The organism is Nocardioides xinjiangensis (assembly GCF_017916385.1).
Lineage (GTDB): Bacteria > Actinomycetota > Actinomycetes > Propionibacteriales > Nocardioidaceae > Nocardioides > Nocardioides xinjiangensis.
The window spans coordinates 2,669,559-2,694,871 of sequence record NZ_JAFMSW010000001.1 but is presented as its reverse complement, the minus strand read 5'-3'; the positions used below and the strand labels follow the sequence as shown (position 1 = coordinate 2,694,871).

General features: G+C 72.0%; 20 protein-coding genes. 10 read left to right on the top strand and 10 right to left on the bottom strand.

Annotated features, from left to right (window positions below; all coding sequences use genetic code 11):
- Positions 1-2: 2 nt before the first annotated feature.
- Positions 3-455 (top strand): MaoC family dehydratase, encoded by a 453-nt coding sequence (locus tag J3P32_RS12690; RefSeq protein WP_210440142.1) that lies wholly within the window; start codon positions 3-5, stop codon positions 453-455.
- 235 nt (positions 456-690) lie between these two features.
- Here the strand turns inward: J3P32_RS12690 and J3P32_RS12685 are convergent, their stop codons facing one another.
- Together J3P32_RS12685 and J3P32_RS12680 are read right to left on the bottom strand one after the other, a co-directional pair.
- Positions 691-1,971 (bottom strand): thymidine phosphorylase, encoded by a 1,281-nt coding sequence (locus J3P32_RS12685; RefSeq protein WP_210440140.1) that lies wholly within the window; start codon positions 1,969-1,971, stop codon positions 691-693.
- Positions 1,971-2,465, bottom strand: a complete 495-nt coding sequence (locus J3P32_RS12680) for a cytidine deaminase (protein ID WP_210440138.1) — start codon at positions 2,463-2,465, stop codon at positions 1,971-1,973. The genes J3P32_RS12685 and J3P32_RS12680 overlap by 1 nt, the downstream gene beginning before the upstream one ends.
- A gap of 165 nt (positions 2,466-2,630) precedes the next feature.
- Here J3P32_RS12680 and J3P32_RS12675 point away from each other — a divergent pair, with 165 nt between their 5' ends.
- The 5 genes from J3P32_RS12675 (at position 2,631) to J3P32_RS12655 (ending at position 9,233) form a co-directional block, all read left to right on the top strand.
- Positions 2,631-3,749: a BMP family lipoprotein gene (locus J3P32_RS12675; protein ID WP_307807973.1), complete on the top strand. Its 1,119-nt coding sequence runs from the start codon at positions 2,631-2,633 to the stop codon at positions 3,747-3,749.
- A 130-nt stretch (positions 3,750-3,879) separates the two neighbouring features.
- Complete coding sequence (locus J3P32_RS12670) at positions 3,880-5,403, top strand: ABC transporter ATP-binding protein (RefSeq protein WP_210440136.1); 1,524 nt, start codon at positions 3,880-3,882, stop codon at positions 5,401-5,403.
- A complete protein-coding gene (locus tag J3P32_RS12665; RefSeq protein WP_307807972.1) occupies positions 5,400-6,620 on the top strand; it encodes an ABC transporter permease in 1,221 nt (406 codons plus the stop codon). The genes J3P32_RS12670 and J3P32_RS12665 overlap by 4 nt, the downstream gene beginning before the upstream one ends.
- Positions 6,617-7,918, top strand: a complete 1,302-nt coding sequence (locus J3P32_RS12660) for an ABC transporter permease (protein ID WP_307807971.1) — start codon at positions 6,617-6,619, stop codon at positions 7,916-7,918. The genes J3P32_RS12665 and J3P32_RS12660 overlap by 4 nt, the downstream gene beginning before the upstream one ends.
- Positions 7,919-8,057: 139 nt before the next feature.
- Positions 8,058-9,233, top strand: coding sequence for a sensor histidine kinase (locus J3P32_RS12655; RefSeq protein ID WP_210440135.1), 1,176 nt, complete (start codon positions 8,058-8,060; stop codon positions 9,231-9,233).
- A gap of 8 nt (positions 9,234-9,241) precedes the next feature.
- Here the strand turns inward: J3P32_RS12655 and J3P32_RS12650 are convergent, their stop codons facing one another.
- The 4 genes from J3P32_RS12650 to J3P32_RS12635 are packed head-to-tail and all read right to left on the bottom strand — an operon-like array spanning position 9,242 to position 15,431.
- Positions 9,242-10,429, bottom strand: coding sequence for an amidohydrolase (locus J3P32_RS12650; RefSeq protein ID WP_210440133.1), 1,188 nt, complete (start codon positions 10,427-10,429; stop codon positions 9,242-9,244).
- Between the two features lie 12 nt (positions 10,430-10,441).
- Positions 10,442-11,431, bottom strand: a complete 990-nt coding sequence (gene meaB, locus J3P32_RS12645; protein ID WP_210440131.1) for a methylmalonyl Co-A mutase-associated GTPase MeaB — start codon at positions 11,429-11,431, stop codon at positions 10,442-10,444.
- Positions 11,431-13,599: a methylmalonyl-CoA mutase gene (gene scpA / locus J3P32_RS12640; protein WP_210440129.1), complete on the bottom strand. Its 2,169-nt coding sequence runs from the start codon at positions 13,597-13,599 to the stop codon at positions 11,431-11,433. Before scpA ends, meaB begins: the two co-directional genes overlap by 1 nt.
- Positions 13,596-15,431, bottom strand: a complete 1,836-nt coding sequence (locus tag J3P32_RS12635) for a methylmalonyl-CoA mutase family protein (RefSeq protein WP_210440127.1) — start codon at positions 15,429-15,431, stop codon at positions 13,596-13,598. The genes scpA and J3P32_RS12635 overlap by 4 nt, the downstream gene beginning before the upstream one ends.
- A gap of 148 nt (positions 15,432-15,579) precedes the next feature.
- Between J3P32_RS12635 and J3P32_RS12630 the strand changes: the two genes are divergently transcribed.
- Positions 15,580-16,791, top strand: a complete 1,212-nt coding sequence (locus J3P32_RS12630) for a hypothetical protein (RefSeq protein ID WP_210440125.1) — start codon at positions 15,580-15,582, stop codon at positions 16,789-16,791.
- A gap of 1 nt (position 16,792) precedes the next feature.
- On the opposite strand, the gene J3P32_RS12625 is transcribed toward J3P32_RS12630, so the two are convergent.
- The 4 genes from J3P32_RS12625 to J3P32_RS12610 are packed head-to-tail and all read right to left on the bottom strand — an operon-like array spanning position 16,793 to position 21,008.
- Complete coding sequence (locus tag J3P32_RS12625; RefSeq protein ID WP_210440123.1) at positions 16,793-17,542, bottom strand: glycoside hydrolase family 16 protein; 750 nt, start codon at positions 17,540-17,542, stop codon at positions 16,793-16,795.
- A gap of 1 nt (position 17,543) precedes the next feature.
- Positions 17,544-18,320, bottom strand: a complete 777-nt coding sequence (locus tag J3P32_RS12620; protein ID WP_210440122.1) for a succinate dehydrogenase/fumarate reductase iron-sulfur subunit — start codon at positions 18,318-18,320, stop codon at positions 17,544-17,546.
- A gap of 10 nt (positions 18,321-18,330) precedes the next feature.
- Positions 18,331-20,187: a fumarate reductase/succinate dehydrogenase flavoprotein subunit gene (locus J3P32_RS12615; RefSeq protein ID WP_246850109.1), complete on the bottom strand. Its 1,857-nt coding sequence runs from the start codon at positions 20,185-20,187 to the stop codon at positions 18,331-18,333.
- The gene (locus tag J3P32_RS12610; protein ID WP_210440120.1) at positions 20,187-21,008 is read right to left on the bottom strand and encodes a hypothetical protein; all 822 of its coding nucleotides are present in this window, start codon (positions 21,006-21,008) and stop codon (positions 20,187-20,189) included. Before J3P32_RS12610 ends, J3P32_RS12615 begins: the two co-directional genes overlap by 1 nt.
- A 143-nt stretch (positions 21,009-21,151) precedes the next feature.
- Here J3P32_RS12610 and J3P32_RS12605 point away from each other — a divergent pair, with 143 nt between their 5' ends.
- The 3 genes from J3P32_RS12605 to J3P32_RS12595 are packed head-to-tail and all read left to right on the top strand — an operon-like array spanning position 21,152 to position 24,679.
- A complete protein-coding gene (locus J3P32_RS12605) occupies positions 21,152-21,880 on the top strand; it encodes a succinate dehydrogenase cytochrome b subunit (RefSeq protein WP_307807970.1) in 729 nt (242 codons plus the stop codon).
- Between the two features lie 19 nt (positions 21,881-21,899).
- Positions 21,900-23,939 (top strand): fumarate reductase/succinate dehydrogenase flavoprotein subunit, encoded by a 2,040-nt coding sequence (locus J3P32_RS12600; RefSeq protein ID WP_374222519.1) that lies wholly within the window; start codon positions 21,900-21,902, stop codon positions 23,937-23,939.
- Entirely contained in the window at positions 23,936-24,679 is a 744-nt protein-coding gene (locus J3P32_RS12595; protein WP_210440118.1) for a succinate dehydrogenase/fumarate reductase iron-sulfur subunit, read from the top strand. The genes J3P32_RS12600 and J3P32_RS12595 overlap by 4 nt, the downstream gene beginning before the upstream one ends.
- The last annotated feature ends 634 nt before the right edge of the window (positions 24,680-25,313 follow it).

Sequence of the window (25,313 nt, the reverse complement as noted above, 5' to 3'; positions counted from 1 at the left end):
GCATGCGCACCTTCACCACGCTCGACGAGGTGGCGGCCGCCGCGGGGACCGACATCGGCACCAGCGAGTGGCTCACCGTCGACCAGGCCCGCATCGACGCCTTCGCCGACGCGACCCTCGACCACCAGTGGATCCACGTCGACGTGGCGGCGGCCGGCGAGGGGCCGTTCGGCTCCACGATCGCCCACGGCTTCCTCACCCTCAGCCTGCTCCCCCACTTCGCCTCCGAGGTCTTCGCGTTCGAGACGCCGGGGGCGCGGCTCAACTACGGCCTCGAGAGGGTCCGCTTCCCGAGCCCGGTGCCGGTGGACAGCAGGCTGCGCTCCCACGTGCGCTTCGGCGAGGTGCGCGACCTGCCGGCCGGCAAGCAGCTCGTCGTGCAGCACACCGTCGAGATCGAGGGGCAGGACAAGCCCGCCTGCGTGGCCGCGCACGTCGTCCTCCTCCTCGCCTGAGCGGTACGGCGCCCGCCCCCGCCGCGCCCGCCGCAGCCCGCCGCCCCCGCCGCCGCCGCCGGGCCCCCGAGGTCGGGTAACGCCCTCATCAGGGCACTCCCGCCCTCACCGGTGGAGGCGGGAGCGCGCGTTCCGGGGCGTTACCGGGCGATCGGCGACCGGCGAGCCCGCGGGCGGGCGAGCCCCGCGCCCGGCGGCGGCCCGGCGGCTGGCGCCGGCCCGGGGCGGACGCCGGCTAGGAGATCCGGTCGATGACCAGCGGCGCCGGCTCGAACGGCCCGTCACCGATGTCGTACCCGCCCTCCAGCGAGGCGAGGGCCCGCTCGAAGCGCTCGGGCTCGTCGGTGAGCAGGGTGAAGAGGGGCTCGCCCTCGGTGACCTCCTCGCCCGGACGCGCGTGCCAGACGACGCCGGCCCCGGCCTGCACCGGGTCCTCCTTGCGCGCGCGCCCCGCGCCGAGGCGCCAGGCGGCCATGCCGACCGCCATCGCGTCGAGGCGCGTCAGGGTGCCGCTCGCGGGGGCGGTCACGACGTGCGACTCCTTCGCCTGCGGCAGCGACGCGTCGGGGTCGCCGCCCTGGGCGCGGATCATCGCCTTCCAGACGTCCATCGCCGAGCCGTCGGCGAGCTTGTCGGCGGGGTCGACGTCGTCGCGGCCCGCCCCGGCGAGCATCTCGCGCGCCAGCGCCAGGGTCAGCTCGACGACGTCGGCCGGTCCACCGCCGGCCAGCACGTCGACCGACTCCTGCACCTCGACGGCGTTGCCCGCGGTCAGGCCCAGCGGGGTGGCCATGTCGGTGAGGAGGGCGACGGTGTGCACCCCGGCGTCCGTGCCGAGGGCGACCATCGTCTCGGCCAGCTCGCGCGCACTGTCGACGTCCTTCATGAAGGCGCCGCTGCCGACCTTGACGTCGAGCACCAGCGCGCCGGTGCCCTCGGCGATCTTCTTGCTCATGATCGAGCTGGCGATCAGCGGGATCGCCTCGACCGTGCCCGTCACGTCGCGCAGGGCGTACAGCTTCTTGTCCGCGGGCGCGAGCCCGTCACCGGCCGCGCAGATGACGGCGCCGACGTCCTCGAGGATCGCGAACATCTCCTCGTTGCTCAGCGCCGCCCGCCAGCCGGGGACCGACTCGAGCTTGTCCAGCGTGCCGCCGGTGTGGCCGAGGCCGCGGCCGGACAGCTGGGGCACCGCCACACCGCACGCGGCGACCAGCGGCGCCAGCGGCAGGGTGATCTTGTCGCCGACACCGCCGGTGCTGTGCTTGTCGGCGGTGGGGCGCGAGAGCGCGGCGAAGTCCATGCGCTCGCCCGAGGCGATCATCGCCGCCGTCCAGCGGGCGATCTCCCGGCGGTCCATGCCGTTGAGCAGGATGGCCATGGCGAGGGCCGACATCTGCTCGTCGGCGACCTCCCCGCGGGTGTAGGCGTCGATCACCCAGTCGATCTGGCTGTCGGTGAGCTCGTGCTGGTCGCGCTTGGCGAGGATCACCTCGACGGCGTCGTGTGCGGCCACTACGGGGTTCCTTCCGGGTCACGGGGGGCCGCGTCTCCGGCCGGGTCCAGGGTCTCGAGGGCGGCAGGGGCGACGGCGGCCAGATCCTCGGGCCCGAAGGCGTCGGGGAGCACCTCGGACATCGGCTTGACGCCCGAGACCGTCCACAGCAGCAGGTCGCGCCCGCCGTGCTCGTGGAGGAGCTGGCGGCACCGCCCGCACGGCATGATGACCTCGCCCGCGCCGTTGACGCACACGAAGTGGGTCAGCCGGCCGCCGCCACTGGCGTGCAGCTGCGAGACCAGGCCGCACTCCGCGCAGAGCGCCACCCCGTACGCCGCGTTCTCGACGTTGCAGCCGACGACGACGCGGCCGTCGTCGACCAGCGCCGCCGCGCCCACGGGGTAGCCCGAGTAGGGCGCGTAGGCCCGCCCCATCGCCTCGACGGCGGCCGCCCGCAGCTCGTCCCAGTCACCCTGCTCCAGCCTGTCGCTCACGCGGCAACTATGGCGCATGGAACGAACCGGCGGTCATCGGCAGGATCGGCCGAAAGTCGTCCGGCGGGTTTTTGGTCTCAAACGCATTTCAAAGGTCGCGAACCCCGTGACGGGGTGCGAAGCGGCAGGCATCATGCTCCCCGGAAGAGACCCCATCCCAGGGGCACGAACTTGGAGGCATTTGTGGTGAAGACGAGGAAGGTCGTCTCGAGCGGCCTCGTGGCCATGCTCGCGGCCGCGACCCTGGCTGCGTGTGGTGACGCGCCCGAGGAGGAGACCAACACCGGGAGCGGGAGCGAGGGCAGCTCGGCCACCAGCGACTTCCAGCCGTGCATCGTCTCCGACGCCGGCGGTTTCGACGACAAGTCGTTCAACCAGCTCGGCTTCGAGGGGGCCGAGCAGGCCGCCGAGGAGCTCGGCACCGAGCTCATCTCCGTCGAGTCCAACAGCGAGAACGACTACGGCCCCAACCTGGAGAGCCTGGTCGGACAGGGCTGCGACGTCATCGTGACCGTCGGCTTCGCGCTCGCCTCGGCCACCAAGGAGTCGGCCGCCGCCAACCCGGACATCGAGTACGTCCTCATCGACGACGCCGCCGACGGCGGCGACGACGGTGCCACGTTCGACGGCGAGGCCGACGAGCCCAACATCAAGCCGCTGCTCTACGACACCGCCCAGGCTGCGTTCCTGGCCGGCTACGCCGCTGCCGACTACACCAAGACCGGCAAGGTCGGCACCTTCGGCGGCATGCCCTTCCCCACCGTCACGATCTTCATGGACGGCTTCAAGCAGGGCGCCGAGTACTACGCCGAGGAGAAGGGCAAGGACGTCGAGGTCGTCGGCTGGGACGGCGAGAACGGCTCCTTCACCGGTGGCTTCGAGGCCAACGAGGCCGCGACCAGCACCGCCAAGCAGATCCTCGACCAGGACGTCGACGTCATCCTGCCCGTCGGTGGCCCGATCTACCAGGGCGCGATCACCGCGATCGAGGACTCCGGCAAGGACATCGCCATGATCGGCGTGGACGCCGACCTCTACGAGACCGACCCGTCCACCCAGGACTACGTCCTGACGTCGATCCTCAAGGGCATGAAGGTCTCCACCTACGAGGCCGTCAAGGCCGCGGGCGAGGACAACTTCGACTTCGAGCCCTACGTCGGGACCCTGGAGAACGAGGGCGTCGGCATCGCGCCGTTCCACAACTTCGAGGACAAGGTGAACCCCGAGCTCGCCGCTGAGCTCGACGAGGTCAAGGCCGGCATCATCGACGGCTCCATCGAGGTGAAGTCCTACCTGGGCTGACCACCCGCACGCTCCACCACGGAGGGAGGCCGACGGAACCGTCGGCCTCCCTCTTCCGTGCCGGACCGCGCCGCCGTACCAGACCCCGGGACCGACCTCCCGACCATTCCGACCCCTAGGATGCGATGCCATGAGACTCGTCCTGCGAGGCATCACCAAGCGCTTCGGCAGCGTGGTGGCCAACGACTCGATCTCCCTCACGGTCGAGCCCGGCGAGATCCACTGCCTCCTCGGCGAGAACGGTGCGGGCAAGTCGACCCTGATGAACGTCCTCTACGGGCTCTACAAGGCCGACGAGGGCGAGATCGAGCTCGACGGCGAGGTCCAGCACTTCACCGGACCGGGTGACGCGATGGCCGCCGGCATCGGCATGGTCCACCAGCACTTCATGCTCATCCCGGTTTTCACCGTCGCCGAGAACGTCATGCTCGGCAACGAGACGACCGGCTTCGCGGGCACGCTCGACCTCGAGGCCGCCAGCGCACGGGTCACCGAGATCTCGGAGCGCTTCGGCTTCCACGTCCGGCCCGACGCGGTCGTCGAGGATCTGCCCGTCGGCGTCCAGCAGCGCGTGGAGATCATCAAGGCCCTCTCCCGCGACGCCGAGCTGCTCGTCTTCGACGAGCCCACCGCGGTCCTCACCCCGCAGGAGACCGACGAGCTGATGGACATCATGCGCCAGCTCCGCGAGGCCGGGAAGGCCATCGTGTTCATCACCCACAAGCTGCGCGAGGTCCGCGAGGTCGCCGACCGGATCACCGTGATCCGCCACGGCAAGGTCGTCGGCGAGGCGGACCCCAAGGCCAGCAACGCCGAGCTCGCCTCGATGATGGTCGGCCGCCCGGTCGAGCTGGTGGTGCACAAGGACGCGCCGACGCTGGGCGAGGACGCTCTCGTGGTCCGCGACCTCCGCGTCGTCGACGTCGCCGGGCACACCCAGGTCGACGGCATCAGCTTCACGATCCGGGCCGGCGAGGTGCTCGCCGTCGCCGGTGTGCAGGGCAACGGCCAGACCGAGCTCACCGAGGCCCTGCTCGGCCTGCAGGACGACGTCAGCGGCTCCATCACCCTCGACGGCGTCGAGCTGGTCGGCCGGACCACCCGCAAGATCCTCGACGCGGGCGTCGGGTTCATCCCCGAGGACCGCCAGGTCGACGGGCTGGTCCCCGGCTTCACCATCGCCGAGAACCTCATGCTGAACCGCAGCTTCCGGTCCCCGTTCGTCAAGAACGGCTCCCTGCGGCTCGGCGCCCTGCGCGCCTTCGCGGAGAAGAAGCTCAAGGAGTACGACGTCCGCGCCCGCGACATCGACTCGCTCGCCGCGAACCTCTCCGGCGGCAACCAGCAGAAGGTCGTCGTGGCCCGCGAGCTCTCCCGCGACCTGCGCCTGCTCGTCGCGGCCCAGCCGACCCGCGGCGTCGACGTCGGCTCGATCGAGTTCATCCACAAGCAGATCGTCGCGACCCGCGACAGCCGGATCCCGGTCCTCGTGGTCTCCACCGAGCTCGACGAGGTGGTCGCGCTCGCCGACCGGATCATGGTGCTCTACCGCGGCCGGGTCGTCGGCATCGTGCCGGCCGACACCCCCCGCGAGACCCTCGGACTCATGATGACCGGCGAACGCCCGAAGGACCTGAAGGACGTGGTCGCGTGAAGACCCCACCCGCCACCCCCGAGGTGGACCGGGCCGAGGATTCCGGGGTGCCGCCGGAGCGGTCGCGGTCGGTGCTGCGCGAGATCGTCTCGGGCGATGCGCTGGCCGGCGTGCTCGCGGTGCTCCTCGCCGTCTTCGTCGGCTCGGTGATGATCGCGGCGACCGACGAGACCGTCCGCGAGACCGCGGGGTACCTCACCGCTCGCCCCTCCGACTTCCTCACCGCCCTGTGGGACGCCGTGTCGGGTGCGTACAGCGCGATGTTCCGCGGCGCGATCTTCAACTACAACCTCGCCGACCCCGCCCAGCAGTGGCGCCCGCTGACCGAGACCCTGAAGTTCGCCGGACCGCTGATCCTCGGTGGGCTCGGCGTGGGCCTGGCGTTCCGCGCGGCGCTGTTCAACATCGGCGGTCGCGGCCAGATGCTCATCGCCGGTGGCGCGGCCGGCTACGTCGGCTTCCAGCTCGACCTGCCGACGATCGTCCACCTGCCGCTCGCGATCGTGGTCGGCATGGTGGCCGGCGCCCTGTGGGGCGGCATCGCCGGCCTCCTCAAGGCGCGCACCGGCGCCCACGAGGTGATCGTCACGATCATGCTCAACTACGTCGCCTACTACCTGCTGTTCTGGGCGCTCACCAAGGACTGGCTGCTCAAGACGCCGGGTTCGGTGAACCCCAAGTCGCCGCCCATGAAGGAGACGGCGACCCTCCCCCGGGTGCTCGGCGAGCAGTTCAACCTCCACCTGGGGTTCGTCCTCGCCCTCGTCGCCGTGGGCGTGGTGTGGTGGCTGCTCAACCGGTCCACCCTCGGCTACCGCATCCGCGCGGTCGGCGAGAACCCCCACGCGGCCCGCGCCTCCGGCATCAACGTCGGGCGCACGTACACCGTGGTCATGATGGTGGCGGGGTCCCTGCTCGGGCTCGCGGGCGTCAACCAGGTGCTCGGCACCGTCTCCAGCGGCGTCTCGCTCGACCTCGACGCCTCGATCGGGTTCGACGCCATCACCGTGGCCCTCCTCGGCCGGTCCCGCCCGCTCGGGATCCTGGCCGCGGGACTGCTGTTCGGCGCGTTCAAGGCCGGCGGCTTCACCATGCAGGCCTCGGAGAACATCTCGGTCGACCTGGTGCTCGTGGTCCAGTCGCTGATCGTCCTCTTCCTCGCCGCGCCTCCGCTGGTGCGTGCGATCTTCCGGCTCCCCGCCCAGGAGGCCAAGTGAGCACCGTGACCGACCAGCCGGCCCCCGACAGCGGCGGTCTCGCGCCCGACACCGTCGTCGCGCCCACGCGCGGCGGGTCGCGCAAGCTCCCCGTGGTCCTCGGGGTGCTGACCGCGCTGCTCGCGGTCGTCCTGCTCCGCTCGTCGCACGCGGGCAGCACCACCTTCCAGCTCGCGGCGGAGAGCGACTTCTTCGCCCTGCCCGACATCGTCGTCCCCTCGGGGCCGACCGCCTGGCTGATGGTCGTGGCCTGCCTGGCGCTCACCGCCGAGGCCGTACGCCGCATGCTCGCGCACCTGCGCCAGCCGGCCTGGATCCCGATCGCCTTCGCCCTCGCCTGGATGGTCGGCTTCCTCAGCTGGGCGGCCGCCGACAGCTCCATCCGGATGGTCAGCCTGCTCGGCGGCGCGGTCGCGCTCGCGGTGCCGCTCGTCTTCGGCGCCCTCGGCGGCGTGCTCGGTGAGCGCGCGGGCGTGGTCAACATCGCCATCGAGGGTCAGCTGCTCCTCGGCGCGTTCGCCGCGGCGATCACCGCCTCGCTGACCGGCTCGCCGTGGGCGGGTCTGCTCGCGGCGATGGCGGCCGGTGCCCTCGTGGCGCTGATCCTCGGCCTCTTCGCGATCACCTACTTCGTCGACCAGGTCATCGTCGGCGTGGTGCTCAACGTGCTGGTCGTCGGGCTGACGAACTTCCTCTTCCGCCAGGTCCTCACGCCCAACGCGGAGGGCCTCAACGCCCCTGACGGGTTCGACCGCCTGCCCATCCCGGTCCTCGGCGACATCCCCCTGATCGGGCCGATCCTGTTCCGCCAGACCCCCCTCGTCTACGTGCTCTACGCCGTTGTCGCGCTCGTGGCCTACGCCCTCTACCGCACCCGCTGGGGCCTGCGGGTCCGCGCGGTCGGCGAGCACCCGAAGGCCGCCGACACGGTCGGCATCAAGGTCAACCGCACCCGCTACCGCACCCTCCTGCTCGCCGGCGCCATCGCCGGCGCGGGCGGCGCGTACTACACGCTCGTGTCCGTGGGCCAGTTCAACCGGGAGATGACGGGCGGTGCGGGCTACATCGCGCTGGCCGCGGTCATCGCCGGCAAGTGGGACCCCATCCGCGCCACCCTGGCCGCGCTGCTGTTCGGCTTCGCGACCAACCTGCAGGGCGTGCTCTCCGTCATCGGCTCCCCGGTGCCGAGCCAGTTCATGCTGATGCTGCCCTACCTCGTCGGCATCCTGGCCGTGGCCGGCCTGGTCGGCCGCTCGCGACCGCCCGCGGCGGACGGCGTCCCGTACCGGCAGCAGTAGCCCGCCACCCCGGCCCGAGCCTCACCCCGGGCCCACCCGGGCCCCGCCCGGGGAAGGGGCACCGTGTTGTACTGGAGGCCGCCGGCCGGCGACGGGAGCCCGGGCCGGACGGTGCGGCGCCGACACTCGGAGGGTTCAGATGCACGATGACCGGCCCGGCCCTGCGGACCGGGCGAAGGCGTCGCTCGGCGAGAACGCCCTGTCACAGGGCGTCGAGCGCTACGCCTCGATGTTCTCCCACCACCCCCACGCCGCCTACTCGGTGGACCGCCGCGGCTACTACACCGACGCCAACCCCCGCGCGCTCGCGATGACCGGCCTCACCCTCGAGCAGATGAGGCAGACGCACTTCTCGGAGGTCATCCACCCCGACGACGTGCACATCATCCAGGCCGGCTTCGACCGGGCCCTCGCCGGCGAGCCCCAGGTCGAGGAGGCCCGGGTCCTGCGCGCCGACGGGGAGGTCGTCCACATCCGGTGCACCGCGATACCGGTCGTGGTCTGCGGCGAGGTCGTCGGCCTGCACGGCATCACCGAGGACATCACCGAGTCGAAGCGGGTGCTGCGCGAGCTCGAGGAGGCCAACGCCGCCAAGAGCCTGTTCCTGGCGACGGTCAGCCACGAGATCCGCACTCCCCTGGCCGTGCTGGTGGGAGCCACGGACCTGCTGCTGGACGCCGAGCTGGAGCCCGAGCCCGACCACTACGCGCAGATGGTGCGCCGCTCCAGCCAGCGGCTGCTGCACCTGGTCAACGACATCCTGGAGTTCTCGGGCCTGGAGGCCCACCGCACGGTGCTGACGCATGCTCCGTTCGACGTGCGCGCCCTGGTCGCCGACGTGGCCGAGTGGGCCGTCCCCTCGGCCGAGGACCGCGGCCTCGTCGCGTCCTTCGAGGTGGACGGGTCCGTGCCGGCGACGGCGGTGGGCGACGCCCTGCGCATCACCCAGGTCGTGACCAACCTCGTCCAGAACGCCATCAAGTTCACCGAGCAGGGCACCGTCGACGTCCGGGTCACGTCGCAGCCCGAGCCGGCACCCGGCGCCGGCACCTGGCTGGACTTCACCGTGACCGACTCCGGCATCGGCATCGCGCCGGACCGCCTGCACGCCCTGTTCGAGCCGTTCACGCAGGCCGATCCGCAGTACGCCGGCCAGGACCAGGGCATCGGGCTCGGCCTGGCCATCTGCCGCCAGCTCGCCGACCTCATGGACGCGCGCCTCGAGGTGTCCTCCGTCCTCGGGGAGGGCAGCACCTTCACGTTCAGGCTGCCGCTCGTGCAGCCCGGCGACGAGCCGCCGTCGCCGACCGACTGACCGGGCCCTCAGACGCTGAGGGCCGTCACCGCCGCCTCGGCGAGCACCCGCGCCGCGATCCCGGTGGCCGCCTCGTCGACGCGCAGGTTGCCCTGGTGCAGGTCGTACGTCGGGCCGCCGGGCGTGCGCGTGCCGAGGCGGGCCATCGCGCCGGGGACCGAGTCGAGGTACCAGCCGAAGTCCTCGCCGCCGAGGCTCTGGAGCGTCGAGACGTGGCCGTGCGGCCCGAGGACGTTCTCCACCCCGATGCCGAGCAGCGACGTCGAGACCGGGTGGTTGACCACCGGCGGCACGCCCCGCTGGTAGGTCACCTCGGCGGTCACGCTGTAGGGCGCGACGATCGAGGTGATCAGCTGGCGGATGAGGTGCTCAGCGTCGGCCCACGCGACAGCGTCGAGCATCCGGACGGTGCCCGCGACGACACCGCCGTGCGGGATGACGTTGTGGGCCGAGCCCGCCCGGACCATGCCCCACACCACGCTGACGCCGGCGCGGGGGTCCAGGCGGCGGCTGAGGATCGCGGGGAGCTCGGTGATCACCTTGCCGAGCGCGAAGGTGAGGTCCTCGGTGAGGTGCGGGCGCGAGGTGTGCCCGCCCTTGCCGATGAGCCGCACGGTGAGCGCGTCGGCGGCACCGGTGAGGGGGCCCTCGCGGAGGCCGACCCGGCCGACGTCCAGGCTCGGGTCGCAGTGCAGGCCGAAGACGTGCGACACGCCCTCCAGCGCGCCGGAGGAGATCAGGTGCAGCGCGCCGCCGGGCATGACCTCCTCGGCCGGCTGGAACAGCAGCCGGACGCGGCCCGTCAGCAGCCCGCGGGTCGCCACCTCCGCCAGCGCGAGCCCCGCGCCGACGAGGCCGGCGGTGTGGACGTCGTGCCCGCAGGCGTGGGCCACTCCGGGGTTGGTGCTCCGCCACGGGTCGGAGATCAGGTCGTCGACCGGCAGCGCGTCGAGGTCGGCGCGCAGCGCCACGAGCGGGCCGTCGTGGCCGATCTCGGCGAGCACGCCGCCGCCCTCGGGCCGGGTGATCGCCCAGCCGGCGCCCTCCAGCGCGGACACCACCACGTCGGAGGTGCGCTCCTCGGCCCAGCTCAGCTCCGGGTGGGCGTGGAGGTCGCGGCGGAGCGCGACGAGCTCGTCGGCGTACTTGTCGACGGTCTCGGCGATGACGGACGTGGCGGGGAGCTGATTCGGCATGACCGACCCAGTCTAGGTGCCGGCCCCGTCGAAGGCGGCCAGGATCCGGTCCGCGGCCAGCGGCGCCGGGAGCTCGCCGGACAGCACCGCCTGCCGTACGTCGTCGCGCACGGCCGCGACGCCGGGCGAGGACCGCAGCCGCTGGTCGAGCTCGTCGCGCACCAGCGCCCACGTGAAGTCGAGCTGCTGCCCCGCCCGCTTGCGGGCCAGGCCGTCGGCCCCGAGGTGGTCGCGGTGGGCTCCGACGCGCTGCCACACGTCGTCGATGCCGGCCCCCGTGAGGCCGGAGCAGGTGACGACCGAAGGCGCCCACTCGGCATGGCCGCGCACCAGTCGCAGGGCCCCGGCGAGCTCGCGCGCGGCGACCCGGGCGTCCGCCTCGTGGTCGCCGTCGGCCTTGTTGACCGCGACCACGTCGGCGATCTCGAGGATGCCCTTCTTGATGCCCTGGAGCTGGTCACCGGTGCGCGCGATCGTGAGGAGCAGGAAGGTGTCGACCATGCCGGCGACGGTGACCTCCGACTGGCCGACGCCGACCGTCTCGACCAGCACCACGTCGTAGCCGGCGGCCTCGAGCACCAGCATCGCCTGGGCCGTCGCGCGCGCGACGCCGCCGAGCGTGCCGGCCGAGGGCGAGGGCCGGATGAACGCCGACGGGTCGACCGACAGCGCGGCCATCCGGGTCTTGTCACCGAGCACGGAGCCGCCGGTGCGCACCGACGACGGGTCCACGGCGAGGACGCCGACGCGGTGCCCCGCCGCCGTCAGCCGGGTGCCGAGGCCCTCGATGAAGGTCGACTTGCCCACTCCGGGGACCCCGGAGACGCCCACCCGGGTCGCCGGCGGGAGTCCGGTCGCGGCGAGCTCGGTGAGCAGCTCGCGCGCGGCGGCGCGGTGCTCGACGCGCGAGGACTCGACCAGGGTGATGGCGCGCGAGACGTCCGCCCGCCGGCCGAGGCGGACACCCTCGACCAGCGCCGCCACGTCCACGGGCCGGGCCATCAGGCGGAGTGCTCGTCCCGCAGCCGCGTCAGCAGGTCGAGCGCGGACTCCGCGATGACGGTGCCCGGCAGGAACACCGCCGCCGCGCCCATCTCCTTCAGCACCGGCACGTCGTCGGGCGGGATGACGCCGCCGATGACGACCATGATGTCGGGCCGGCCCTGGTCGGCCAGCGCCTGCTTGAGCGCAGGCAGGAGGGTGAGGTGGCCGGCGGCCAGCGACGAGACGCCGACGATGTGCACGTCGGCGTCGATCGCCTGCTGGGCGACCTCCTCGGGCGTGGAGAACAACGGCCCCACGTCGACGTCGAAACCCAGGTCGGCGAAGGCGGTGACCACGACCTTCTGGCCGCGGTCGTGGCCGTCCTGGCCCATCTTCGCGACGAGGATGCGCGGGCGGCGACCCTCCTCGGCCTCGAACTCCTCCGTCGCGGCCAGCACGGCGGCGACGGCGGAGCCCTCCGGGGCCCCTGCCTCCTCGCGGTACACGCCGCTGATCGTACGGATCACCGCCTGGTGGCGGCCGTAGACCTTCTCCAGCGCGTCGGAGATCTCACCGACCGTGGCCTTGGCGCGAGCGGCGTCGACGGCGAGCGCGAGGAGGTTGCCCTCGAGGGAGCCGCCGCCGACCGGACCGCGCTCGGCGCTGGCGGTCAGCGCCTCGAGCGAGCGGCGTACGGCGTCGTCGTCGCGCTCGGCACGCAGCCGCTCCAGCTTGGCGACCTGCTGCCGGTAGACGTCGTCGTTGTCCACGCGCAGCACGTCGAGCCGGTCCTCGGCGGCGAGGCGGTAGGTGTTGACGCCGATGACCTTCTGCACGCCTGCGTCGATGCGCGCCTGGGTGCGGGCGGCGGCCTCCTCGATGCGCATCTTCGGGATGCCCTGCTCGATGGCGGCGGCCATGCCGCCGGCGCGCTCGGCCTCCTGGATGTGCGCCCAGGCGCGCTCCGCGAGGTCGTGGGTGAGCTTCTCGACGTAGTAGGAGCCGGCCCACGGGTCGATCACCTGCGTGGTGCCGCTCTCCTGCTGCAGCAGCAGCTGGGTGTTGCGGGCGATGCGCGCGGAGAAGTCCGTCGGCAGGGCGATGGCCTCGTCGAGCGCGTTGGTGTGCAGCGACTGCGTGTGGCCCTGGGTCGAGGCCATCGCCTCGATGCAGGTGCGGCCGACGTTGTTGAAGACGTCCTGCGCGGTCAGCGACCAGCCGGAGGTCTGGCTGTGCGTGCGGAGCGAGCGCGACCTGGGGTTCTGCGGCTCGAAGTCGTCGACCAGGCGGGCCCACAGCGCGCGGGCGGCGCGCAGCTTCGCGACCTCCATGAAGAAGTTCATCCCGATGGCCCAGAAGAACGACAGCCGCGGCGCGAACTGGTCGATCGTCATCCCCGTCCCGAGCCCGGCGCGGATGTACTCCACGCCGTCGGCGAGGGTGTAGGCGAGCTCGAGGTCGGCGGTCGCCCCTGCTTCCTGGATGTGGTAGCCGGAAATCGAGATCGAGTTGAAGCGCGGCATCCGCTGCGAGGTGTAGGCGAAGATGTCGCTGATGATCCGCATGCTCGGCGCCGGCGGGTAGATGTAGGTGTTGCGGACCATGAACTCCTTGAGGATGTCGTTCTGGATGGTCCCCGCGAGCTGTTCGGGCCTGACTCCCTGCTCCTCGGCCGCCGCGATGTAGAGCGCGAGCACCGGCAGCACCGCGCCGTTCATCGTCATCGACACCGACATCTCGTCGAGCGGGATGCCGTCGAAGAGGGTGCGGGTGTCGTAGATCGAGTCGATGGCCACGCCCGCCATGCCGACGTCGCCGCGCACCCGCGGGTGGTCGGAGTCGTAGCCGCGGTGGGTGGCGAGGTCGAAGGCGACGCTCAGGCCCTTCTGGCCGGCCGCGAGGTTGCGGCGGTAGAACGCGTTGGACTCCTCGGCGGTCGAGAACCCGGCGTACTGCCGGATCGTCCACGGCTGGGTGGTGTACATGGTCGGGTAGGGCCCGCGCAGGAACGGCGCCAGGCCGGGCCAGGTGTCCAACGCGTCGAGGCCCTCGAGGTGCTCGGGCCCGTAGACCGGCAGCACGTCGATGCCCTCCGGGCTGCTCCACGGCTCCGCGTCGACGGCGCCGGCCGCCGGCGGGGCGTCGGACCGGAGGTCCACCTCGGCGAAGTTCTCCGGGATGCTCACGACAGCTCCTTCCGGACCCGGCCGAGGAAGGCGAGCGCGTCGACCCCCATGGCGCACGAGTCGTCGACGTCGGTCACGGTCCGCTCCCCCGGCCTACCGGCCAGCACGACGTACGACGCCCCTGCCGCCCGCAGCGCGGCGACGAGGTCAACGCCCCACTCCGCGTAGGCCGCGTCGGTGCCGGCGAGGCAGACGACGCTCTGGCCCGCGTAGGCCGCAACCACGGAGGCGGTGTCGGTGGTGGCACCGGCCGCCTCGACGGCGACCCCCCCTGCGGCGAACAGGTTCGTCGCGAAGGTGGCGCGAGCGGTGTGCGCCGCGACGGGACCCATGGTCGCGAGGAAGACCGGGCGGGCGGCCGGAGCGGCGCGCATCTCCTCGTAGGGCGCCGCGTAGTGCTCCACCGGGCGCACGCGCCGCGGCGGGCGCTCGGGCAGCACCTCGGCGAGGTTCGGGAACTCCGAGATTCCGGTCAGGGGGCGCGAGCGGTCCGCGATGCCGCGGGCCCGCTCGGCGCTGACGGCACGGACCCGCTCCCGCACGCCGGCCGCGGCCTGCTCGCCGTACCCGCCGTCGGCCTCGATCCGGCCGAGCTCGGCCCACCCGGCGACGGCGAGGTCGTCGGTGAGCCGCTCGACGGCGTAGGAGCCGCCGGCGGGGTCGGCCACGGCGGCCACGTGGGACTCCTCGATGAGGAGGGCGGAGGTGTTGCGGGCGATCCGGCGGCCGAAGGCGTCGGGCCGGCCGAGGCGCTCGTCGAAGGGGACGACGGTGATCGCGTCGGCCCCGCCGACGCCGGCGGCGAAGGCGGCGACGGTGGTGCGCAGCATGTTCACCCAGGGGTCGTACCTGCCCATCATCGGGCGGCTCGTGACCACGTGCTGCCGCTGCGGCACGTGGTCGGCGCCACTCGCCTCGAGCACGCGCGCCCACAGCCGGCGGGCCGCGCGAAGCTTGGCGATCGTCGGGAGCTGCTCGTCGGTGGCGGCGTAGCGGAACTCCAGCAGGGAGGCCGCCTCGTCGACGGGGAACCCGGCCCGGGTCAGCACCCGCAGGTAGTGCACGCCGACGGCCATCGTCCAGCCCAGCTCCTGCCCGTCGCTGGCGCCCCGGTCGTGCAGGGCGGTGCCGTCGACGACCGCCCCGAGCACGCCCAGCCGCTGTGCGCGGCGCACGGTCTCGACGAAGGACTCGAAGGGGCCCCGGCCGTCGTCGGCGACCCGGTGGCCGAACACCTCGGCGGTGGCGGGGTCCGCGGAGAGGTTCGTGCCCGGGTGGGGGTCGCCGGGAACGGCGTCCAGCAGTCGCGCGAGCGCCTCGGACTGCTCGGCGTCGGGCCGCTCCAGGCTCACCGCGGCGAGGTCGAGAAGCACGCCGTCGAGCGCGGCGGACAGGTCGACGGTCCGGGCGAGGTCGAGGTGGAGCGAGGTGGCGCCGTTGTCCAGGTCGACCAGGGCCGCCTCGTTGACCGCGGCCGCGTCGTCCCCGACGAGCGGCGTGCGCACGTCCCACGCGCCCACGCGCTGCGGGCGCCCGGCGGTGGTGAGGCGGTCGAGGTCGGCCGGCTGGCCGATCGGCGGGACCGCGATGCCGTCGAGCGTCGTCCGGGTGAGCGCCGCCCAGACCTCGGAGTCGGGGGCGTCGTCGCCGAGCCGCCGCGCCTTGCGCAGGACCGCGGCGGCGGCCGCCTCCCACGCCGAGACGTCGTAGGCGTCGCCGTCGCCGACGAGCCGCAACGTGCCCGCGGCGGGCTGCAGCTCCGCGGGCTCGTCGAGGCCGCCCTCGAGCCTGCCGTCGAGGTCGGCGTCGGGGCCGCCGTCCGGGTCCGTCATGTAGCGCAGGATAGGCCCGCGGCGTGGCGAGGGTCACTGCCGCCGGCTATGGGATAGGTCACCGTCCCGGCCCGGTTGCCCGACGTTCCCGGAGGGCCGGGACACCGGGCCCATGTGCGGGCCGGCTCGCGTTCCTAGCGTCGTCGCCATGGCAGACGTCTTCCTCCACGTCGGTCTCTACAAGACGGGGACGACCACGATCCAGGGGGCCCTCGCGGCCACGGCCGACCAGCTCGCGGCCGCGGGGGTGCTCTTCCCGGGGGGCCACCGTGCCCAGCGCCTCGCGGCCTACGACCTGCTCGGCCAGCGGGTGGGCGGCGAGCTGCGCGGCGAGTCCGCAGGGGCGCTGGGCCGGCTGGTCGACCTGGTGTCGGCCCACGACGGTCCGACCGTGGTGGTCTCCGAGGAAGAGCTGTCGCTGGCGCGGCCACGGCAGGCGCGTCGGCTGGTGCGCGCGCTCGCCGGCCACGAGGTGCACGTCGTGGTCGGCGCCCGCGACATGGCGCGGACCCTGGTCTCGGCCTGGCAGCAGACGATCGTCAACGGCGGCACCACGAGCTGGGCGGAGTTCGTGGCCTCGGTGCGGGGGCAGGAGGGTGCGCCGCCGGGCGATGGCGTGTCGTTCCACTGGCGCCACGACCTGCTCCGCGTCCTCGACACGTGGGGGTCGGTCGTGCCCGCCGAGCGGGTCCGGCTGGTCACCGTGCCGCCGCGCGGCACGCCGGGTGCCGTCCTGCTGGCGCGCTTCGCCGACGCGGTGCACCTGCCCGCCGGTTGGCCCGGCGAGCAGCAGGACCTCCGCAACGTGTCGCTGGGAGCGGCCGAGCTCGAGGTGGTGCGCCGCCTCAACGAGGCGGTGGGCGAGCGCTTCAACGCCGCGCAGCACCGGTTCGTGATCGAGGCCGGCATCCGCTCCCGCCTCGCCGGCAGCACGGCACGCCCGCTCGAGCTGCCGCCGGAGCACCTGCCGTGGGCGAGGTCGTACGGCCAGCGGCTGGTGGAGGAGCTCGAACGCCGCGAGGTCCCGGTGCACGGCGACCTGGCCGACCTCGTGCCGCCCGAGGTCGTCGCCCCCGGCCGCGCCCTCGACGACGTGACCGACGCCGAGCTGCTCGCCGCGTCCGAGGCCGCGCTGGTGTCGCTGGCCCTGGACCACGGGCGGTTGTTCCGCCGCTACCGGCGCGCGTTCGTCGATCGCGAGGGCCGGTTGCCGACACCCGCCGAGGTGCTCAGCAGCCAGGTCCGGGCCGGCGGCTTCTGGCTGCGCAAGCAGGCCGTCCACCACGCCGACCGGCACCCGCTCGTGGCACGCGCCTCGGACGTCTACCTGCGGCGCACGGCCCCGTCGTCGCGGTGGTGAGCTACCACCCGGCGACGTGGTCGACGACCAGTCGCGGCACCAGGTGGGCGTCGTCGCCGGACGACCACTCCGGGAAGTCGAAAACCGCGACCATCAGCTGGAGCGGGTACGTCGGCGGGCGCGGGCAGCGTCGTACCTCCACCCCGTCGACGGTGAAGACGGCGAGCTCCGCGTCCCAGTCGACGGCGTAGGTGTGGGGCTCGGAGACGTCGAGGGGGAGCCGAGGGGCCGCGAAGTCCTCGGTGAGCGCCGGGTCGCGGAACGCCTTGATGCCGACGCCGACCTCGGCCGACCCGTCGGCGACCGCGTTGCCGAACACCTCGACGACGCAGAGCTCGCCGCAGCGCTGCTGCTCCTCGTCGTCCTCGAAGCCCGACATCCACATGGCGGCCATCGAGCGCGGCGAGAGGTCCATCGCGCAGCGGATCTCGACGTGTCCCGAGGACGGCAGCCAGCCCTCGAAGCGCTCCTGCTCCTCCTTGACCCTCAGCCCCTCGGCGAAGCGCTGCTGGCCGCGCGTGCTCCCGACCGGTCCCGACCAGCTGCCCGACTGGATGCCCGAGACGCGCAGCGGCGGCGTGTGGTCGTCGGGGCACCAGAGCGGGTGGTCCACCGGGACGTCGAGGACCAGCCGGCCGCCGTCGAGCCGGTGGCTGGCGCGGGTGGCGGCGCGGGAGCTCCAGGCGGGCAGGTAGTGCGGCAGCCACACCGAGCGGTCGAGCTCCGCGCCGTCGAAGTCGTCGCGGAGCACCTCACACCTCGGTGCGGCCGTCGTTGTCCTTGTTGCGCAGGCCGATCTTGTTGCCCAGCCAGACCAACGGGTCGTACCTGCGGTCCACGACGCGCTCCTTCATCGGGATGATCCCGTTGTCGGTGATGTGGATGCCCTCGGGGCAGACCTCGGTGCAGCACTTGGTGATGTTGCACATCCCGAGGCCGGCTGCCTCCTGCGCCAGCCTGCGCCGATCATGGGTGTCGAGCGGGTGCATGTCGAGCTCGGCGTAGCGGATGAAGAACCGCGGCCCGGCGAAGTGCTGCTTGTTGTCCTCGTGGTCGCGCACGACGTGGCACACGTCCTGGCAGAGGTAGCACTCGATGCACTTGCGGAACTCCTGGCCCCGCTCGACGTCGACCTGCATCATCCGGCGCTTGCCGTCGGCGTCGCGCGGGCCGAGCTCGGCGTACGGCAGCTCGCGGGCCTTCTCGTAGTTGAACGACACGTCGGTGACGAGGTCGCGGATGACCGGGAAGGTCCGCAGGGGCGTGACCGTGATCGTCTCGGACTCCTCGAAGTCCGACAGCCGGGTCATGCACATCAGCCGCGGCTTGCCGTTGACCTCCGCGCTGCACGACCCGCACTTGCCGGCCTTGCAGTTCCAGCGGATCGCCAGGTCGCCGGTCTGCGTGGCCTGCAAGCGGTGCAGGGCGTCGAGCACGACCTCGCCCTCCGAGACCTCGACGGTGTAGTCGGTGAGCCCACCTCCCTCGGCGTCGCCGCGCCAGACGCGCATCTTCAGGTCGTAGCCCATGGCCCTCTCCTCAGTCCTCGAACAGCTCGCGCAGGTCGTCCGGCATCACCGGCAGCGGCTTCTCCGCGATCTCCACGCCGTCGCCGCTCGCATCGAGCGTCAGCACGAGGTTCTTCGCGCCCCACTCCGGGTCGGGTCCCGGGAAGTCGTCGCGGGTGTGGCCGCCGCGCGACTCCTGCCGCGCCAGCGCCGCCCTGGCGATGCACTCGCTGACGAGCAGCATGTTGTGCAGGTCGAGGGCGAGGTGCCAGCCCGGGTTGTACTGGCGGTGGCCCTCCACCGCCATCGAGCCCGCACGCTCCTTGAGCCGCTCGAGCGCCACCAACGACTGCTCGAGCTCGACCCCGGTGCGGATGATCCCCACCAGGTCGTTCATCGCCTGCTGCAGGTCCTGCTGGATCGTGTAGGGGTTCTCGGCGGCTCCCGCTGCGGCCGCCAGCTCGAACGGCGCCAGCGCGCCGGCCTGCGCCGCCCTGACGTCCGCCTCCACGACGCTCGGGCGCGGGACCGAGGCGGCGTACGCCGCCGCGGCCTCGCCGGAGCGCTTGCCGAAGACGAGCAGGTCGGACAGCGAGTTGCCACCCAGCCGGTTGGAGCCGTGCATGCCGCCGCTCACCTCGCCCGCGGCGTACAGGCCGGGCACTGCCGACTGCTGGGTGTCGGGGTCGACCTCGACGCCCCCCATCACGTAGTGGCACGTCGGCCCGATCTCCATCGGCTCCGCCGTGATGTCGACGTCGGCGAGCTCCTTGAACTGGTGGTACATCGACGGCAGCCGCTTGCGGATGTAGTCGGCGTCGCGGCGGCTGGCGATGTCGAGGTAGATGCCGCCGTGCGGTGACCCACGACCGGCCTTGATCTCGGAGTTGATCGCGCGCGCGACCTCGTCGCGCGGCAGGAGCTCCGGCGGACGCCGATTGTTCTTCTTGTCCTCGTACCACCGGTCCGCCTCCTCCTCGGAGTCGGCGGTCTCGGAGCGGAAGTAGTCGGGGATGTAGTCGAACATGAACCGCTTGCCCTCGGAGTTGCGCAGGATGCCGCCGTCGCCGCGCACCGACTCGGTGACCAGCAGCCCCTTCACCGACGGCGGCCACACCATGCCGGTCGGGTGGAACTGCACGAACTCCATGTTGATCAGGCTCGCGCCGGCGCGCAGGGCCAGCGCGTGGCCGTCGCCGGTGTACTCCCACGAGTTGGAGGTCACCTTGAACGACTTGCCGATGCCCCCCGTGGCGAGCACGACCGCCGGGGCCTCGATGATCACGAAGCGACCGGTCTCGCGCCAGTAGCCGAACGCCCCCGCGACCCGGTCGTCCTGCTTGAGCACCTCGGTGACGGTGCACTCCATGAAGACGTCGATGCCGAGCTGCACCGCTCGCTGCTGCAGCGTGCGGATCATCTCGAGGCCGGTGCGGTCGCCGACGTGCGCGAGCCGGGCGTACCTGTGGCCGCCGAAGTCGCGCTGGCTGATCAGCCCGTCCTCGGTGCGGTCGAAGAGGGCGCCCCAGTCCTCCAGCTCGAGCACCCGCTCGGGCGCCTCCTGGGCGTGCAGCTGCGCCATCCGCCAGTGGTTGAGCATCTTGCCGCCGCGCATGGTGTCGCGGAAGTGGACCTGCCAGTTGTCCTCCGGCCAGCGATTGCCCATCGCCGCCGCGATGCCGCCCTCGGCCATCACCGTGTGCGCCTTGCCGAGCAGCGACTTGCACACGATCGCGGTCTCCGCGCCCGCCTCGTGGGCGGCGATCGCGGCGCGCAGGCCCGCTCCGCCGGCGCCGACCACCACGACGTCGTACCGGTGGCGCTCGGTGCCGCCCTCGGCGTAGTAGGACATCTCGTTGCCGGTCATCGGATGCCTGGTCTGCGCCATCAGAAGAACCTCACGTCCTGGATCGTGCCGGTGGCGAGCAGGAAGATGTAGAGGTCGACGATGGCGACGGAGAACAGCGAGTACCAGGCCCACCTGCCGTGGCTCTCGTTGAGCCGCGAGACCCACGTCCACAGCCGGTAGCGCACGGGGTGCTGCGAGAAGTGCCGCAGCCGGCCGCCCACGATGTGGCGGCACGAGTGGCACGACAGGGTGTAGAGCCAGATCAGGACGACGTTGACGAGCATCAGCAGCGTGCCCAGCCCCATGTGGACCCCGCTGGTCTCGCCGTCGCCCACGGCGTACTGCGCCGGCATCGGCCGGAAGGCCAGCACCACGTCGAACGTCAGCACCGCGCCGACCAGCACGGCGGCGTACCAGAACCAGCGGTGGACGTTCTGCAGGAGGAGCGGGAAGCGGGTCTCGCCCGAGTACGAGCGGTGCGGCTCCGCGACGCCGCAGGCCGGCGGGCTCATCCAGAACGCCCGGTAGTAGGCCTTGCGGTAGTAGTAGCAGGTCATCCGGAAGCCCAGCGGGAAGACCAGGATGATCAGGGCTGCGGACAGCGGCCACCACGCGAACGGCTGCCCGAAGTCCGACGCCCCGGCGACGCAGTCACCCAGGCACGGCGAGTAGAACGGCGAGAGGTACGGCGAGGCGTAGTAGTCGCGGCCCATGAACGCCCGGACCGTCGCGTAGACGACGAACGCGGAGAACACCACGAAGGTCGTCAGCGGCTGGAGCCACCACCGGTCCCGCCGCAGCGTGCGTTCCTCGATGTGCGCGCGACCCGGACTGGTCACGCCGTGGTCGGTCGTTGCCATGCGTCCTCCGTGGTTCCTCCGGTGCGGGTCGCGGCGAGTCCGACTATGGCGTGCGTCACACCGCAGCGGAAGAGGGCGCGCCCGGACGAACCTCACACGCCCTCGGGGCGTGCTACGCGCGGGCCGAGATATACGGTGAAGGAGTGGCAACCCAACTCAACGCCTCCCGCCCGTCCGGTCCCACTCTGGTGAAGGGCGCGCGGGCCTCGCGCACCACCGTCGCGCTGAAGCTCGCCATGGCGGTCAGCGGCTTCCTCTTCGTGGGGTTCGTGCTCGCGCACATGTACGGCAACCTCAAGGCCTTCGGCGGGCACGACGCGTTCAACGAGTACGCGCACCACCTGCGCGAGCTGGGCGAGCCGCTGCTGCCGCACGAGGGGGCGCTGTGGATCCTCCGCCTCGGCCTCATCATCTCGCTCGTCGTGCACGTGGTCACCGGCGTCCTGCTCTGGCGTCGCGCCGCGCGGGCCCGCACCACGAAGTACGTCCAGAAGAAGAACTCCGGCGTCACCCGGGCCAGCCTGATGATGCGCTGGGGCGGCGTGACGATCCTGGTCTTCCTGGTGTGGCACCTGCTGAACTTCACGATCGGCAAGGTGAACCCCCAGGGCGGGGCGACGAACGACCCCTACAACCTGATGGTCGACACCTTCGACGTGTGGTGGATGACGGTCATCTACCTCGTCGCGATGCTGGCTCTCGGCGCCCACCTGCACCACGGCATCTGGAGCGCCGCGCAGACCCTTGGCTGGACCGGCACCGCCACCAAGCGCCGCCGTGCGAAGACCATCGGCTTCGTGACCGCGCTGGTCGTGTCGGTCGGCTACTCCCTCGTCCCGCTCGCCGTCCTCGCCGGCATCATCACCAAGTAACCCAAGGGGTCCCCCGCACATGAGCCACGACATGGACATGCCCGACACCGTCACCTCGACGGAGGCCTCGGCCACGGGCGCGATCGACGGCGACTACGACGACGCCATCGACTACTACACCCCCGGCGACCCGCTGGTCGACATGAAGGCCCCCGACGGCCCGATCTCCGAGCGGTGGCAGAACCGCAAGTTCGAGGCCCGCCTGGTCAACCCGGCCAACCGTCGCAAGCTCTCCGTCATCATCGTCGGGACCGGCCTGGCCGGCGCCTCGGCCGCGGCGACGCTGGGCGAGGCGGGCTACGTCGTCAAGACGTTCTGCTACCAGGACTCCCCGCGCCGGGCCCACTCGATCGCCGCGCAGGGCGGCATCAACGCGGCGAAGAACTACAAGGAGGACGGCGACTCCGTCCACCGCCTCTTCTACGACACCGTCAAGGGCGGCGACTACCGCTCGCGCGAGTCCAACGTCTACCGCCTGGCCGAGGTCAGCACGAACATCATCGACCAGTGTGTCGCGCAGGGCGTCCCGTTCGCCCGTGAGTACGGCGGCCTGCTCGATAACCGCTCGTTCGGCGGCGTCCAGGTGTCGCGCACCTTCTACGCCCGCGGGCAGACGGGCCAGCAGCTGCTGATCGGCGCCTACCAGGCGATGGAGCGCCAGGTGGCTGCCGGCACGGTGACGATGTACGCCCGGCACGAGATGCTCGAGCTGGTCGTCGTCGACGGCAAGGCCCGCGGCATCATCGCCCGCGACATGGTCACCGGCGCCGTGGAGACCCACCTCGCCGACGTCGTCGTCATCGCCTCCGGCGGCTACGGCAACGTGTTCTACCTGTCGACGAACGCGATGGGCTCCAACGTCACCGCCGCGTGGCGCGCCCACCGCAAGGGCGCCTACATGGCGAACCCCTGCTACACGCAGATCCACCCGACCTGCATCCCGGTCTCCGGCTCGCACCAGTCGAAGCTGACGCTGATGTCGGAGTCGCTGCGCAACGACGGCCGCATCTGGGTCCCGAAGAACCAGGCCGACTGCGACAAGGACCCGCGCGACATCCCCGAGGAGGACCGCGACTACTACCTGGAGCGCATCTACCCCTCCTTCGGCAACCTGGTGCCGCGCGACATCGCCTCGCGGGCGGCCAAGAACGTCTGCGACGAGGGTCGCGGCGTCGGTCCCGAGGTCGACGGCGTGCGCCGCGGCGTCTACCTCGACTTCGCGGACGCCATCGACCGCCTCGGCCTCGACGCGGTGAGGTCCAAGTACGGCAACCTCTTCGACATGTACGCCCGGATCACGGGCGAGGACCCCTACTCGGTGCCGATGCGGATCTACCCCGCGGTGCACTACGTCATGGGCGGGCTGTGGGTCGACTACGACCTCCAGTCGACGATCCCCGGCCTGTTCGTGACCGGCGAGGCGAACTTCTCCGACCACGGCGCCAACCGCCTCGGCGCGTCGGCGCTGATGCAGGGGCTGGCCGACGGCTACTTCGTGCTGCCCCACACGATCCGCGACTACCTCGCCGACGGCCCCTTCGAGCCGATCAGCGAGGACCACCCGGCCGTCGTGGAGGCGCGGGACTCGGTGAAGCAGCGGATCGAGCACTTCCTCACCGTGAACGGCAACCGCAGCGTGGACTCGTACCACCGCGAGCTGGGCAACATCATGTGGGAGTACTGCGGCATGGAGCGCAGCGAGGACGGCCTCAAGAAGGCGATCGACCTCATCCGCGGCCTGCGCGACGACTTCTACCGCAACGTCAAGGTGCTCGGCACGTCCGAGTCCCTCAACCAGTCGCTGGAGAAGGCCGGCCGCGTGGCCGACTTCTTCGAGCTCGGCGAGCTCATGTGCATCGACGCCCTCAACCGGCGCGAGTCCTGCGGCGGCCACTTCCGCGCCGAGTCGCAGACCGAGGACGGCGAGGCGCTGCGCCACGACGAGGAGTTCGCCTACGTCGCGGCATGGGAGTGGGCCGGCCTCGACGAGAAGCCGATCCTGCACAAGGAAGACCTGGTCTACACCGCCATCGAGATGAAGCAGCGGAGCTACAAGTGAACCTGACCCTGAAGATCTGGCGCCAGCCGGACGCCGCGTCCGAGGGCGCGATGCACACCTACGAGCTGGCCGACGTCTCGCCCGACATGTCGTTCCTCGAGATGCTCGACGTGCTCAACGAGCAGCTCAACGACCGGGGCGAGGAGCCGATCGCGTTCGACTCCGACTGTCGCGAGGGCATCTGCGGCACGTGCGGGCTGATGATCAACGGCTACGCGCACGGCCCCGAGGTCACCACGACCTGCCAGCTGCACATGCGGTCCTTCAAGGACGGCGAGACGATCACCATCGAGCCGTGGCGCTCCGACGCCTTCCCGGTCGTCAAGGACCTGGTGGTCGACCGCGGCGCGCTCGACCGCATCGTCCAGGCCGGCGGCTACGTCTCGGTCAACACCGGCTCCGCCCCCGAGGCGCACTCGGTGCCCGTGCCCAAGGACGACGCCGACCGCGCTTTCAACGTCGCCACCTGCATCCAGTGCGGCGCCTGCGTCGCGGCGTGCCCCAACGGCTCGGCCTCGCTGTTCATGGGCGCCAAGGTGACCCACCTCGGCCTGCTCCCCCAGGGCCAGCCCGAGCGCGACGAGCGCGTGGTCAACATGGTCGCCCAGCACGACCACGAGGGCTTCGGTGGCTGCACCAACATCGGTGCCTGCACCGCCGCCTGCCCCAAGGAGATCCCGCTCGACGTGATCTCGCAGCTCAACAAGGACCTGCGCACGGCGATCCGCCACGGTCACTGAGCCGACGTACGACGAACGAGGGCCGGGGTGCTTCCCCGGCCCTCGTCGCGTGTCCGGGGTCCGTCGGCTTCCGGGCCGGTCGCTCCTCCGGTCGCTCCTCCGGGGGGCGGTGCCGCGGCGGTGCGTGAAGCAGGTTTTCGAGCACCCGAAGCTGCCCCACGCACCGCTCCTCCCCCGGTCGCTGCGTGAGACACCTTTGCGGACGCCGCAACCTGCGCTACGCACCGCTTCTCGCCCGGTCGCTGCCCCGGCGGTGCGTGAGACACCTTTCCGGACGCCAGAACCTGCGCTACGCACCGCTCCTCCCCCGGTCGCTGCCCCGGCGGTGCGTGAGACACCTTTCCGGACGCCAGAACCTGCCCCACGCGCCGCTCCTCCCCCGGTCGCTGCCCCGGCGGTGCGTGAGACACCTTTCCGGGCGCCAGAACCTGCCCCACGCGCCGCTCCTCCCGCGGTCGCTGCCCCGGCGGTGCGTGAGACACCTTTCCGAGCGCCAGAACCTGCCCCACGCGCCGCTCCTCCCCCGGTCGCTGCCCCGGCGGTGCGTGAGACACCTTTCCGAGCGCCAGAACCTGCCCCACGCACCGCCCCTCCCTCGGTCGCTGCCCCGGCGGTGCGTGAGACACCTTTCCGA

Excerpts from the sequence above, each read along its gene's own strand:
- J3P32_RS12690 (WP_210440142.1), top strand. The coding sequence starts at position 3 with ATGCGCACCTTCACCACGCTCGACGAGGTGGCGGCCGCCGCGGGGACC.
- J3P32_RS12680 (WP_210440138.1), bottom strand. The coding sequence starts at position 2,465 with ATGCGCCATAGTTGCCGCGTGAGCGACAGGCTGGAGCAGGGTGACTGG.
- J3P32_RS12670 (WP_210440136.1), top strand. The coding sequence starts at position 3,880 with ATGAGACTCGTCCTGCGAGGCATCACCAAGCGCTTCGGCAGCGTGGTG.
- J3P32_RS12655 (WP_210440135.1), top strand. The coding sequence starts at position 8,058 with ATGCACGATGACCGGCCCGGCCCTGCGGACCGGGCGAAGGCGTCGCTC.
- J3P32_RS12650 (WP_210440133.1), bottom strand. The coding sequence starts at position 10,429 with ATGCCGAATCAGCTCCCCGCCACGTCCGTCATCGCCGAGACCGTCGAC.
- meaB (WP_210440131.1), bottom strand. The coding sequence starts at position 11,431 with ATGGCCCGGCCCGTGGACGTGGCGGCGCTGGTCGAGGGTGTCCGCCTC.
- J3P32_RS12635 (WP_210440127.1), bottom strand. The coding sequence starts at position 15,431 with ATGACGGACCCGGACGGCGGCCCCGACGCCGACCTCGACGGCAGGCTC.
- J3P32_RS12630 (WP_210440125.1), top strand. The coding sequence starts at position 15,580 with ATGGCAGACGTCTTCCTCCACGTCGGTCTCTACAAGACGGGGACGACC.
- J3P32_RS12620 (WP_210440122.1), bottom strand. The coding sequence starts at position 18,320 with ATGGGCTACGACCTGAAGATGCGCGTCTGGCGCGGCGACGCCGAGGGA.
- J3P32_RS12615 (WP_246850109.1), bottom strand. The coding sequence starts at position 20,187 with ATGGCGCAGACCAGGCATCCGATGACCGGCAACGAGATGTCCTACTAC.
- J3P32_RS12610 (WP_210440120.1), bottom strand. The coding sequence starts at position 21,008 with ATGGCAACGACCGACCACGGCGTGACCAGTCCGGGTCGCGCGCACATC.
- J3P32_RS12600 (WP_374222519.1), top strand. The coding sequence starts at position 21,900 with ATGAGCCACGACATGGACATGCCCGACACCGTCACCTCGACGGAGGCC.